Raw genomic sequence first — 12,472 nt, forward strand, 5'->3', positions numbered from 1 at the left:
GGACATGATCCCGCAGGCGACTTCTGGGGCGCTGAGGCCGGTCACCTGTCCTTCGAAGCCTTCCAGCGTCGGGCCGCCGCCCGGTGCGCAGGCCGCCCGGCGGCCGTCCCGGAGGGCGAACGCCGCAGTTGGGGTGCGCCAGTTCCTGCTTGTTCAAGGCGGTGCCGTCGGCCGTGATGGAGCAGCTCATCGAGGTCGCCCAGGACTGGGATCCGCTGCTGGAGGCCCAGGGGGCGCACTGGTGGCACATCGCTCTAGCCGCGGCGGTGCTGTGCTGCACGGGCGCGGCGGCGCCGGAGGCTGCCGCCTACGTGTTCCCAGATCAGATGGCCCGGTATCACCGGGAGCTCGGCGGCGGCCCGGGGCATTGCCTGCACGGCACCCCGTACGCGAGTGAGCGCGAGTTCCCGAAGGCTTCGCAGGTCACCTACGACGACCGGGCCTCCGAGCGGATGACCGTCACCCCGATCGACAAGACGTACCAGCCGCTGATTCTTGATCACGCTGTCCGGGGCAGGCTCCACCGGCTGACCCCGGCCAATGTGAAGTCCAGCCAGATCCTGGAGTCCCACGGCTGCTGAGGCCCTGCTCCGCACCGGACGAGTGGTGTCGGCAGGACTTCGGCCAGCTTCCCCCGCTGAAGGAAGTCCGGAGGGCGTTGCCAGGGCGGCGGCTGCCCGTCGGCGTCAGCTCGTCTTCCGGCCGTGAAGGCGAGGTGATGATCGTCGCTCTCTGGTAACAGCCGGTTCCGGCATGTAACTTCACCTTCAGCTGTCGTGGTTCGCAGTCCCCTGCCCGCGCCTTGGCGTGGGCGTCTTGCTGTGCAGTGCCGGACCAGGGCGATCACCTCCGGATCCGCGTGGTGCGGATCCGACCTCGACTGGAAGGCATGACCATGGCCAGCGGAACCGTGAAGTGGTTCAACTCCGAAAAGGGTTTCGGCTTCATCGCGTAGGACGGCGGCGGACCGGACGTCTTCGCGCACTACTCCAACATCTCGGGCAACGGTTACCGTGAGCTCCAGGAGGGCCAGGCCGTGACCTTCGACATCACGCAGGGCCAGAAGGGCCCGCAGGCGGAGAACATCACCGCTGCCTGAACCGCCTGAACCGCCTGTTGGCCTGCCCCGGAAACCAGGACTCCTGGGGCAGGCCGGAGCGAGATACCACCCTGAAACACACGGTCCGGCTACCGCCTTAACCCCATGGACCACAGGATCCAGATCCGACGAGCGTCTGAGACTGGCCCGCATTGGCTCCCTTGGCTCGCTCACCGTCGGTGCCAGCGCGATCCATGCCGTACGCCCAGTACTTCTCCGGTGGCCAGGCCCTGCACGGCGTTGTACGGCGACCTATTCAACGGCGGCGGCTCGGCAGGCTGCATCAACCTCCGGCTCGGCGACGCAGAACGCCTCTGGGACACCACCGCCACCGGCGACATGGTCTTCGTCCGGGGCCGCAAACCTGCCACCTGACCGCGCCCGACCGGCCCCCACCCAACAGCGGCGCCATCGGAGCGCTCCCGGTCGCTTGTGCTGTGGCCGGAAAGGTTCACCGGGGCGCGGCGCCCGGCACGGCACCTCGCCGCGTTGTCGGACCGCGGCGGTACGTCCAGTACGAGCCGCAGTCCTCCGCCTTGCGATGCACCGCACCGGACGCCGCGACCCGGCAAACCTTTCCGGCCACAGCACTAGCGGCGCAGGTACGCGAGGACTGCCAGTACCCGGCGGTTGTCCTCGGTGGAGGTGGTGATGCCGAGCTTGGCGAAGATGCTCGCGGTGTGCTTGGCGACGGCGCTCTCGCTGAAGTGGAGGGTGGCCGCGATGGCGGCGTTCGAGCGGCCTTCGGCCATCAGTTCCAGGACGTCGCGTTCGCGCGGAGTGAGGGCGGAAATGGTGCCCCGGGCGTCGCCGCGCGACAGCAGCCGGGCGATCACCTGCGGGTCCAGGACGGTGCCGCCGGCGGCGACGCGGCGGACGGCATCGATGAACTGGCCGGTGTCGGTGACCCGGTCCTTGAGCAGGTAGCCGACGCCGCCGTCGCCGCTCGCCAGGAGCTCGTTCGCGTAGAGCTGGTCGACGTACTGGGAGAGGACGAGGACCGGCAGACCAGGACGCTGCCGGCGGGCTTCGAGGGCGGCCTGGAGCCCCTCGTCGGTGAAGGACGGCGGCAGGCGTACGTCGACCACCGCCACGTCCGGCGCCTCTTCCAGCAGGGCGCGCAGCAGGGAGGGGCCGTTGTCCACCGCGGCGGCGACGTCGAAGCCGTGCTCCCGGAGCGTGCGGATCAGACCGTCCCTCAGGAGGAAGAGGTCTTCGGCAAGGACGACGCGCACGGGATCTCCAGGGTCACTGTGGTCGGCCCGCCCTGCGGGCTGTGCAGGGCGAGGCTGCCGTCAAAGGTAGCCAATCGCTTGCGGACGCCGAGCAGTCCGGTTCCCCGGGTGGGGTCCGCCCCGCCCCTCCCGTCGTCGGTGACCGTGATGCGCAGCCGCGGGCCGCCGTCGCCCACACCGTCGCCGTCGTGTGTGTCGTGTGTGAGGACGACGTCGACGCGGTCGGCCCCGGAGTGCTTCGCCGCGTTGGCCAGAAGCTCGTTGACCGCGAAATAGGCAGCGGATTCGACGGCCGCCGGCAGCCGCCGGACCAGAGCTGCCTCGACTTGCACGTCGAGGAAGCTGTCGAGGGCCAGGGAGCGCACGGCGTCGCCCAGACCACGGTCGGTGAGGACCGGCGGCTGGATGCCCCGGACCAGGTCGCGCAGGTCCTGCAGGGCCCGCGCGGACAACTCGCGCACCTCCAGCAGCGCGGCCCGGGCGGCCGGCGGATCGTTCTGCAGCAGCCGCGTCGCACTGTCGAGCCGCATCCCCAGGGCGACGAGGCGGGCCTGGGCCCCGTCGTGCAGATCCCGCTCGATGCGCTGGAGTTCGGCCGCACGGCCGTCCAGGGCGTCCGTCCGCGTGTCCGTCAACTGCTCGATGCGGCGGTGGAGTTCAGTGCTGCGGGGCGCGGCGAGGAGCAGTCGGCTCCAGCGGGCGTGCAGGCGCAGGACTCCGGGTGCAAGGAGGATGCCCGCGGCTGTGAAGGCGAGGCCCAGCACCAGCGCCGCGACCATGAGGCCCGTGCTGTGCACGGGGACGAACGCGTACCAGTTGCCGTCGTCGATCAGCCGCCACACGAACGGCTGGACCAGCGTCCCGAAGACCCCGTACACGACGAGGGACGGGGGTCCGGCCACCAGCAGACCGCCCGCCAGGGGCTCCAGCCACGCCCAGGCCAGGTCCCGCCAGAACCCCGGGTCGGCCAGGACGGCGCGGGCCCCCGCCGTCCGCGGGAGCGGATCCGGCGGGCTGATCCGCACCCCCGACCATAGCTTCGCCCGCTGTCGGGCGCGGTCGGCGCACCGGCGCAGCGCGGCCGCTGCCGGCGGCAGCATCCGGTGCCCGATGCCGACGGGCAGCAACAGCAGCGCGCCTACGACGCCCGACCCGACGACGGCCACCGCCAGGCCCAGCAGACCGGCCAGTTGGCAGCGGCCGACGGCGGCCAGGCCCTGGAAGGACCTACGGGAGCGGGAGGTGATCGAACTCATGTCCTGTTCAGGGTAGTCGGTACGGGTGAGGGCGCGGGCGCCGGCACTGGTGAGACTGCCGAGGCCGTGGCCTCAGCCGTGGCCTCAGGCGTGGCCTTGACCTTGGCCGAGGCCTTGGCGTGCCGTCCGGCCCACGCCAGGGCCACCACCAGGCAGGAGAGCCCGAAGCAGAGCATCGGGAGGACGGCCCCGGACTCCTCGTCCATGAAGAGGAGCAGTCCGAGGTTGACGAGCGTGTGGAACCCGCCCGCGAGCAGCAGGCGGTACGGACCACCCGCGCCGTCGAGCGCGACGCCCAGCACGACCGACATGGCCACGGTGGCGGCGAGGAATCCCGCGGCGTAGGCCGGGGCCTGCGCGAAGACCGGTACGTGCCAGACGCCCCACACCGCACCCACCGTCAGCGACGAGACCAGTACCCCGTACCGGGTCCGCAGCAGGGGCTGGAGGAAGCAGCGCCAGCCGATCTCCTCCCCGCACGCTCCCACCAGCTGAGCCGCCGCGATCAGCAGGAAGGGGTGGTGTAGGACTCCCGGAGGTGTGAAGCCCGCGCCCCCGGGGGCCAGTCCGTACAGGAGGACGGTGAGCGCGACGACCAGAGCGGCCGTGCCGAGGAGGGCCACCGCGCGGCGGGGCCCGCCTCCGCCGCCCCGCAGCAGCTCGCGGGTCCGCCGCCACCGGTACAGCGCGACCGCGCCCACCCCCACGGCCGGCCCGAACTGGGTCAGCTGCACCACCTCGGTGGGGACACCGGTCCCCGGCTGCGCCGCCCCCAACGCCCCGGCTGCCACGAAGGCCACCGCGGTGAACACCCCCGCCGCACCCCACACCCCGCCGCGCCCCGCCGGTTCCACGCCGTCCACCGTTCCCATGACCGTCCCGCCCGTCTGCTCGTGTCCCTACACACACGACGATGCCGGGCGGTACGACCCCGGGCACTGCACCTGCCACCCCGGCCGGGGTGTACCAGGCTCCACCCCCACCCGGTGCGGCACCACGGGCGTCAGTGGGGCAGCCTGGCGTCCGCCGCGCCGGCTTTGGGTAATCGTTGCCTTGTCGGCCCATAAAGTAGGCGTAAGCCCCTGGGGTTGAGGGGTGCCCCAGAGGTACGGTTCCGAGGCTCGGCGGCAAGGGATCAAGTGCGGCCCTAAGGCGGCCGCTACTTACGCCGAAGAAGCCGGAGACATCCATGGGTGTGTTTTCCGCACGACGCAGACCGCGCCGCAGGGCGGAGAGCAGCGGGCGGGCGGCACTCGCCCTGTCCGCCGCCGCACTCCTGATCGCGGGGACGGGACCCGTCGCCGCGTACGGAGTGGACGGCGACACGGGATCCAGCCGCCATGAGGTGGCGGGCGAGGAATCGCACGAACTGATGGAGTCCCTCGACTCGTTCAACGAGCCGAGGCTCTCGCCCAGTGCCCAGATCACCCCGGGCGCGTACGCCGCCGCGTGGGCGCACATCAAGAACATGCCTATCTCGTCCGGTAGTTGGTCCGAGGTCACCGCCTCTCCCTACAACGAGGACGCACTCCACTACCGCGACCAGTCCGCCTCGAACTCCGGTGGCGGTGCGGGCTACGCGGCGGGCCGTATCGCGGCCCTGGCCACCGATCCGACGCACCAGGGCGTGGTCTACGCGGGTGCCGCCGGCGGCGGTGTGTTCCGCTCGACCGACAACGGCAAGACCTGGACGCCGATCGCCGACCGGCTGCCGGCCCTGTCCGTGGGCGCCCTCGCCACCGCGCCCGACGGTTCGCTGTGGCTGGCCACCGGCGAGGCGACCACCGCCTCGGACAACTACCTGGGAAGCGGTGTCTACCGGCTCGCGGACCCGGCCACCGGCGCTTTCAGCGAGAGCGACAAGGTGGGCGGTCCCGAGCTGGACTCCGCCTCCATCCACACCGTCACCTTCGACAAGGCCGCCGGCTACATCTTCGCGACCTCCTCACACGGTGTCTTCCGGCGCCCGCTGTCGGCGGGCCTGTCCACGGCCTGGACGAAGGTGCTCGCCCCCTGCGCGGGCGTCGGCATCAGCGGAGTGAGCTGCGGGGTCGAGGGAGCCTACGCGGACATCGCCAACGACATAGCCGTACAGCCCGGCAGCGACGGCACCAAGCTGCTGGCCAACGTGGCCTGGCGCGGCGGCGCTGCCTACAACGGCTTCTACTACTCCGCCGACGCGGGCACCACCTGGAAGCGCGCCAACCCGACCGGAGCCATCAACCCCGCCGAGATCGGCAACGCCGCCTTCGCCTACGCCGCCGACGGCAGCAGGCTGTACGTCTCGATGGAGTCCCCGAAGCTCCTCGCCAAGTCCTCCGGCGCCGGCGCGTACTCGGTCCTCGCGGGTGTGTACGTCAGTCAGAGCGGCAACGCGAACGGCTCGTTCAAGCAGATCGCGACCTCCTCTTCGCTGTCGACGACCGGCTCCGCGATGAAGATCAACGAGATCGGCAGCGGCTACCAGCCCGGATCGCAGTCCTGGTACGACCAGGTGATCGCCGTCGACCCGAGCGACCCGAACCACGTCTACCTGGGCCTTGAGGAGATGTTCGAGTCCCGGGACGGCGGCGCCACCTGGAAGGGGATCGGCCGCTACTGGAACTTCGGCATGGGCTGCTTCAGTTACGACGCGGCGCAGAACACCTGCGACGGCGACGTGATGCACTCGGACCAGCACGCCCTCGCCTTCTCCCAGTGGAAGGGCTCGACCCCGGAGGTGTTCGTCGGCAACGACGGCGGCGCCTACGCCCGCCCGACCGCGCAGACCAGCGCGGGCTGGCGCAACCTCAACGAGTCCGGCACCCTGCGCAACCTCCAGTACTACTCCGTGCGCGCGGGAAGGATGACCGACGGCAGCGGCGAGGCCGTCTGGGGCGGCCTGCAGGACAACGGCGTCTCGCTGCTCGCACCCAAGGGCGCCACCTACCAGGGGCAGCAGCTCAACCCGGACGGCAAAATGGTCTCCCCGTTCGGCGGTGACGGCGGCGACCAGCTGGTCAACCCCGCCAACGGCTGCCAAACGGTCGGCGAGTACGTCGACCTGGCGTTGCAGATCACGAACAACTGCGGGTACACCGCGAGCGACGACGGCTCCGAGGACGTGATCACCGACATCGCGCCCGGCGACCCGGGAGCCCGGTTCATCGCCCCGTTCAGCGCGGACGAGACCGACCCGAACGGCCTGTGGGTCGCGGGCGGCCAATACGTCTGGGGCAACACCAAGACCTGGCAGAGCACCTCCGGCACCGACTGGACCAAGCTGTACGACCTGGGCGCGGGTCACTCCGCCTCGGCGGTCGCCAGCCGCGGCCACGTGACGTGGGCAGCCTGGTGCGGCCCCTGCTCGAAGGTCGACGGCACCTTCGGGCGTGGCATCGCCACCAACTCTGGCGGCACCTGGCACCAGCTGGAGCTGCCAGCCGCCTTCCCCAACCGCTACGTCTCCGGTCTGACCATCGACCCGGCCGACGCCTCGGGCAAGACCGTCTACGCGCTGGTCAACGGCTTCTCCCGGCACTGGAACGAAGGCCCCGGCGCCGGCTACGGCCACGTCTGGAAGACGGCGGACGGCGGCACGACCTGGACCGACGTCAGCGGCGACGCCTCGGCCTCGGACTCCTTCCCCGACGCCCCGGCCAACGCGGCGCTGATCACCGCGAACCACACTCTGGTGGTCGCCACCGACCTGGGCGTGTTCACCAGCACCTCGCCGGGTCACTGGGCGCGCCTGGGCACGAACCTGCCCACCTCGCCGGCGGTCTACCTCTCGCCGAGCCCGGACGGCAGCCAGCTGTACGTGGCCACGCACGGCCGCGGAATCTGGAAGGCCCGGACGCCGTAACCCGACATCAGCTCCCCCGCCGGCGCCCCGGCGCTGCCGGGGGAGCCGCGAGGCCTAGTACTCCAGTTGCACTTCTCCATTTGCCCTGGTCACGGGGCCCTTTCGGAGTCTAGTTGGCTGACGTTGCATCAGGTGGGCGGTGGTTCGTGACTCACTCGATCGGGGTGCGTGCGGCGCCGATAGTGCCAGCCGTGGGCAATGGCCTGGTGGCGTCGGCGCCAGCGGGACCAGTGGAGACGGTGCCAGGATGACTGGCACCGGGATGCAGGGGGGATGGGCAAGGTCCAGGAGCCGTCGGATTTCTGCCACGGTGAGGGGAACGAGGCTGCTCGAACCGTTTCGCCGGCCCCCTTTTCGAGGGATTGGGCTGTCATCGCCGCCAGGCTTGTCCTCCGGGATCCGGGCGGCGCGACACCGGTCCGGATCCTCGGTCCAGGACTTGGGCAGGTAGAGCTCGCGGTCCACCAGGGCCCGGCCCTTGGCGGAGGCGTAGGCGGTGAACACCCCGATTTGGCAGTTCTCCGTTCGGCCGGGGGCCCGTACATCAAATAGTGCACGGTGGAAGGGGAGTTGGTGGGAGTCTGAACCATGGCTCCGCTTCTGGCTGACCGCGCCGTCGCCCTCGTGTTGCGGGCCAAGTTCGATCAGATTTTGCCGCATTTCGATGAGCGTCGGCGTCGGTTGTACCTGGCCAGCGAGGCCACCGCCCTCGGTCATGGCGGGATCGCCTTTGTCGCCGCGGTTTCCGGCACCAGTCCTGTCACCATCGCGCGTGGTATCGCCGAATTGGCTGATGGCTCCGTCCCAACCCTCCGAATCCGGGCCCCAGGTGCCGGCCGCAAACGTCTGACAGACACCGATCCCGGCCTGGTGCCCGAACTGGAGTCGCTGATCGAGCCACACACCCGGGGCGACCCCGTCTCTCCACTGCGGTGGACCACGCTGTCGCTGCGGGCCCTGGCCTCGGCCCTCGCGGCACGGGGCCATCCCGCCAGCGCTTCCACCGTCGGGCACCTGCTGCACACCTTGGGATACAGCTTGCAGGGCACCGCAAAGACGACGGAGGGCATCAGCCATCCAGACCGCGATGCCCAGTTCACCCACCTGAACACCACCGCCGCCGCCTTCCTCAACGACGCCCAGCCGGTGATCAGCGTCGATACCAAGGCCAAGGAATGGCTCGGCAACCGTGACCGGCCCGGTCGTACCTGGCGGCCGGGCAAGGACGCGATCAAGGTGGACTGCCACACATTCACCACCACCGATCAGCCGATGGCGATTCCCTACGGGATCTACGACATCGCCCACAACACCGGATGGGTCAACGTCGGCACCGACCACGACACCGCCCAGTTCGCGGTGGAGTCCATCCGCCGCTGGTGGCAGCACCGCGGACAGGCGGACTATCCACGTGCCAGCCGGCTCCTGATCACGGCTGACTCCGGGGGTTCCAACGACCCTCGCCGCTGGACCTGGAAGAGCAACCTGGCCGCTTTCGCCCGGGAAAGCGGGCTGGAGATCTCGGTCTGCCACCTGCCTCCCGGAACGTCGAAGTGGAACAAGATCGAGCACCGGATGTTCTGCCACATCACCGCGAACTGGCGAGGGCGACCTCTGACCAGCTACCAGGTCGTCCTCGAGACCATCGCCGCCACGACCACCAAGACCGGGCTGACCATCGGGGCCGAACTGGACACCGGCAAGTACGACCTGGGCATCAGCGTGACGCCCGCCGAATTCCACGCTCTCCCGATCACACCGAACGGCTTCCACGGCGACTGGAACTACACGCTGGCTCCCCTCCCACCGCGAACACCAGACACGCCGGCCAGCACGCGCCAGGTCGACCCCGCCCTGACCGTGATGCTCACCGACCCGACCCTGACCGGCATGTCACGGACCGCGTTCGCGCAGTTGGTGGCGGTCTCGGAACCTTTCTGGGACGCCATGGCCGAGACGGCATTCCAGCGGCGTTTCCACCGCCCGCGCAACTACCGCCACCCGCAGATCAGCAGCGTGGATCACCTCCACCGGATCCTGGCCGCCATCTTGCACCGCCGCAGAGCACTGACCATGACGTTCTTGGCTCAGCTCATGGGCGTCAAACGCACCAACCTGTCCATCCAGTACCAAGACGCAAAGCGGCTCCTGGACCTCCACCAGATCCTCGTCACGCCTCTCCCCGGCCCGGCCGCCCGCACCCTGGAACAACTACACGCCCGAGCGATTCCCACCGAAGGTTGTCCCTGACAGTTATTCAAATACGGGCCCCGGCCGGACCGAAAACTGCCAGATCGGCGTCTTCGCCGCCTACGCCACCACCCTGGGCCACGCCTTGGTCGACCGCGAGCTCTACCTGCCCAAGTCCTGGACCGACGATCCGGAACGCTGCCGCGCCGCCAAGATCCCCAGCGAACGTGGCTTCGCGACGAAGAACGACCTGGCCCGCACCATGGTCCTGCGAGCACTCGCCTCCCCGCTGCCCGTCACCTGGGTCGCCGCGGATGCCGCCTACGGGCAGGACTCCCGCTTCCGCCGCTTCCTGGAAGACGCCGGCCTGTCCTACGTCATGGCCGTGCCCAAGTCCCAGCAGGTCCACGGCCCCCGCATCGACCACCTCATCGGCCAAGCTCCTCCCGAAGCATGGCAACGGCTCTCCTGCGGCGACGGCGCCAAAGGGCCACGCATCTACGACTGGGCCGCCGCCCGGCTGCCGGCCGTCTGGGAATTCGACGGCGACGAGCCCACCCGCCAGCGATGGATGCTCGCCCGCCGCAGCATCACCAAGCCGGACGAGCTCGCCTACTTCCTGGCTTCGGCACCCCTGCAGGCAACCCTCGCCGACCTCGTGCGGATCGCCGGCGTCCGCTGGAAGATCGAGGAATGCTTCCAGAGCGCGAAGAACGAGTGCGGCCTGGACCAGTACGAAGTCCGCCGCTACACCGGCTGGCACCGGCACATCACCCTCGCCATGCTCGCCCACGCGTTCCTGGCCGTCACCGCCGCCCACGCGAGAGAAAAGGGGGAACCCAGCGGGACACGCCCGACCTCGTGGACCTCACACCAGCCGAGATCCGCCGTCTGCTGGCAACTACCCACCGACATCCTGCCGCACGGGGCGACCACTCGATGAACTGGTCACGATGGCGCCGGCGGCACCAGGCGCGGGCCCGCCGATGTCACTACACGCGGCGCGGGCACTCGTTCGCGGGACGGGCCGCGCGAACCCGTCCCACTCCCGGCACTGCCCCGCTACACTCCCCACACCCAAGCCGTTGACCAGGCAAAACATCAAAGTCCGGCTGGAGTACTAATACTCCAGCCGTAGATCGTGATCTTCATGTCCGGGCTGCGGCTTGTCGCCGGTAGCCTGCACGTGTGGGTGAGATCTGGGACGTACGGCAGCTGGTCACTGACGGATTCGAGCATATATACGCCGAGTTGGAGTGGTACGACGGTCCTCGCGACGGGCTTGTCGACGTCGATGGGGTGCCTCACTACTTCCAGTGCCACGACGTGGACTTCTCCGTTGCCCCGGATGAGTACTTCGTGTGGCCGGCGGACGAGACCCTGGCCGCGCTGGAGCGCGAACAGTGGGCGATCTTCGTCGCGTGGAACCACTGCTACGAAGCAGGAACCGCCGGGATTGAGGGCCATCCTGGTCATGGAGGTATCGACCCCCGGTATGACGAGCTGACGGCATTGCTCACCCCGCACCGCCAAGCGCCTGCAGACGCGAAGCTGCTGGTTGCCGAGTGGCGGTTCGACGGTGGGGACCGCTATCGGGTCGACGGGGTTGACTACTGGGTTCGATGGCGCGAACGAGGATCAGGCCGCACTTGATCACTGCGAGTAGAGGAGTTCTTCCAATCCGGCAAGGGCCAGGCCGCCTTGGACGAGCACCAGGTCCGCCGCTATGCCTCCTGGTCCCGATGGGTTGAACTCGGCGCACTTATGACTCCCAGCAGATCCCAGTACGTGGCGGCGATTGGGAGAGCCGGAGAAGGCGGCGGCGGTCTTCTCCAACAGTCTGTGGACCAACCCCGACGACAACCAAGGCGTCAGGTACCTCATCGGACAGGCCAACACCAGCCTGCCGTGGAAATCCGACTGAGTACCTGATCCATATCCTTGCTGTGCGTCCCGCATTGCTTCAGGCACCCCAGCTGTCACTCGTGAGGCAGCCGGGGACATGATGGCCCTCGTGACGAGCAGCCCACAGACACCTCCGGCCCGGATCCCGGGCTATGACGGAGGCCCCTTCCGCCACCAGCCCGAACTCCTGGACGACCACCTGTTTTGGCTGGTCCACCTGCATCTGGGCGATACGCGCGATCTGGAAGCGGGAGCCTTGCTGTCCCAGCTGCTGGGAGGCGACACCTGGCCCGTGTTCACGGTGCCGCTGGCCGGTGATCACCGCCTGCATGTGGTGTATCGCGCCTTGGAGGGGGAGGCCGGCATCGACTACCTCGTGCACCACCCTGACTGGAACGCGGCCGAGACCTTGGCGCAGGACGATGGGCACTTCATGGGCCCCGGCCTGTCCTGGGCCGAGCTGACCGCCGCAGCGGACAACGGCCTGCCCGGCGGCAGCACCACCGACCCCCACGCCCGACTACTGCTCCTGCTCCCGGCATTCGGCGACGACGCCGTGCCGGATGAGGCCTTCGAGCGCCTGACCGCGGCGCTGCGCGCCCGCACCCGCGTTGAGGCGCCGGAGAGGCTCGCCGTGGCGCGCCTCGCGCATCAGGGGGAGTGGGGCCCCACGCACTGGACCACGGCCGAGGGCGGCTACCTGATCAACGATGGTGGCTACTCCTTCCGTAACCCCGCCAACCGCTTCGCCTGGCCGACCGCCCGCCTCGCCGAGGTCGCAACCGCACTGACCCCCTGACGGCGCGTCCGGGGAACGAGGAGTCGAGCAGTACACAGCGATCTCCGGTCACGCGAGATGACCTGCAAATGATCAGTACCTGATCCATAGCCCCGTGATGCTCCTCTGTCGACGTGGACGGGGTCCATGTAGCGTCAGCGCCAG

General features: G+C 69.5%; 9 protein-coding genes and 4 pseudogenes. 9 read left to right on the top strand and 4 right to left on the bottom strand.

All coding sequences use genetic code 11. The annotated features are described in order from the left end of the window. The first annotated feature begins 173 nt into the window (after positions 1 to 173). From OG490_RS37275 to OG490_RS37285, 3 genes and pseudogenes are all read left to right on the top strand, one after another. Positions 174 to 581, top strand: a complete 408-nt coding sequence (locus OG490_RS37275; RefSeq protein WP_330300701.1) for a hypothetical protein — start codon at positions 174 to 176, stop codon at positions 579 to 581. A 314-nt stretch (positions 582 to 895) separates the two neighbouring features. Continuing rightward, positions 896 to 1,099: pseudogene (locus tag OG490_RS37280) on the top strand (cold-shock protein). Positions 1,100 to 1,339: 240 nt separating this feature from the next. After that, the gene (locus tag OG490_RS37285) at positions 1,340 to 1,474 is read left to right on the top strand and encodes a L,D-transpeptidase family protein (protein WP_330300702.1); all 135 of its coding nucleotides are present in this window, start codon (positions 1,340 to 1,342) and stop codon (positions 1,472 to 1,474) included. A gap of 215 nt (positions 1,475 to 1,689) precedes the next feature. Here OG490_RS37285 and OG490_RS37290 read toward each other — a convergent pair whose 3' ends face one another. From OG490_RS37290 to OG490_RS37300, 3 genes are read right to left on the bottom strand one after another with little or no spacing between them, the layout of a single operon-like run. After that, positions 1,690 to 2,334, bottom strand: a complete 645-nt coding sequence (locus OG490_RS37290) for a response regulator transcription factor (protein ID WP_330300703.1) — start codon at positions 2,332 to 2,334, stop codon at positions 1,690 to 1,692. After that, the gene (locus OG490_RS37295; RefSeq protein WP_330300704.1) at positions 2,298 to 3,590 is read right to left on the bottom strand and encodes a sensor histidine kinase; all 1,293 of its coding nucleotides are present in this window, start codon (positions 3,588 to 3,590) and stop codon (positions 2,298 to 2,300) included. The genes OG490_RS37290 and OG490_RS37295 overlap by 37 nt, the downstream gene beginning before the upstream one ends. After that, a complete protein-coding gene (locus OG490_RS37300; protein ID WP_330300705.1) occupies positions 3,587 to 4,462 on the bottom strand; it encodes a CPBP family intramembrane glutamic endopeptidase in 876 nt (291 codons plus the stop codon). The genes OG490_RS37295 and OG490_RS37300 overlap by 4 nt, the downstream gene beginning before the upstream one ends. Before the next feature lie 317 nt (positions 4,463 to 4,779). Here OG490_RS37300 and OG490_RS37305 point away from each other — a divergent pair, with 317 nt between their 5' ends. Next, positions 4,780 to 7,434, top strand: a complete 2,655-nt coding sequence (locus OG490_RS37305) for a WD40/YVTN/BNR-like repeat-containing protein (protein ID WP_330300706.1) — start codon at positions 4,780 to 4,782, stop codon at positions 7,432 to 7,434. A 387-nt stretch (positions 7,435 to 7,821) separates the two neighbouring features. On the opposite strand, the pseudogene OG490_RS37310 reads toward OG490_RS37305, so the two are convergent. Continuing rightward, a pseudogene (locus OG490_RS37310) lies at positions 7,822 to 7,965 on the bottom strand (transposase); the annotation flags it as partial. Positions 7,966 to 8,022: 57 nt separating this feature from the next. On the opposite strand from OG490_RS37310, the pseudogene OG490_RS37315 reads away from it, so the two are divergent. From OG490_RS37315 to OG490_RS37335, 5 genes and pseudogenes are all read left to right on the top strand, one after another. Then, positions 8,023 to 9,704, top strand: a pseudogene (locus OG490_RS37315) (ISAzo13 family transposase); the annotation flags it as partial. After that, a pseudogene (locus OG490_RS37320) lies at positions 9,677 to 10,567 on the top strand (IS701 family transposase); the annotation flags it as partial. The pseudogenes OG490_RS37315 and OG490_RS37320, both read left to right, overlap by 28 nt. A 245-nt stretch (positions 10,568 to 10,812) precedes the next feature. Further along, positions 10,813 to 11,277, top strand: coding sequence for a hypothetical protein (locus tag OG490_RS37325; RefSeq protein ID WP_330300707.1), 465 nt, complete (start codon positions 10,813 to 10,815; stop codon positions 11,275 to 11,277). A 145-nt stretch (positions 11,278 to 11,422) separates the two neighbouring features. Then, positions 11,423 to 11,548, top strand: coding sequence for a hypothetical protein (locus OG490_RS37330; protein ID WP_330300708.1), 126 nt, complete (start codon positions 11,423 to 11,425; stop codon positions 11,546 to 11,548). 90 nt (positions 11,549 to 11,638) lie between these two features. Next, positions 11,639 to 12,328 carry a hypothetical protein gene (locus OG490_RS37335; RefSeq protein WP_330300709.1) on the top strand — a complete coding sequence of 230 codons (690 nt, stop codon included), beginning with the start codon at positions 11,639 to 11,641 and terminating at the stop codon, positions 12,326 to 12,328. Positions 12,329 to 12,472: the final 144 nt, after the last annotated feature.

Source organism: Streptomyces sp. NBC_00503 (assembly GCF_036346895.1).
Taxonomy (GTDB): domain Bacteria; phylum Actinomycetota; class Actinomycetes; order Streptomycetales; family Streptomycetaceae; genus Streptomyces.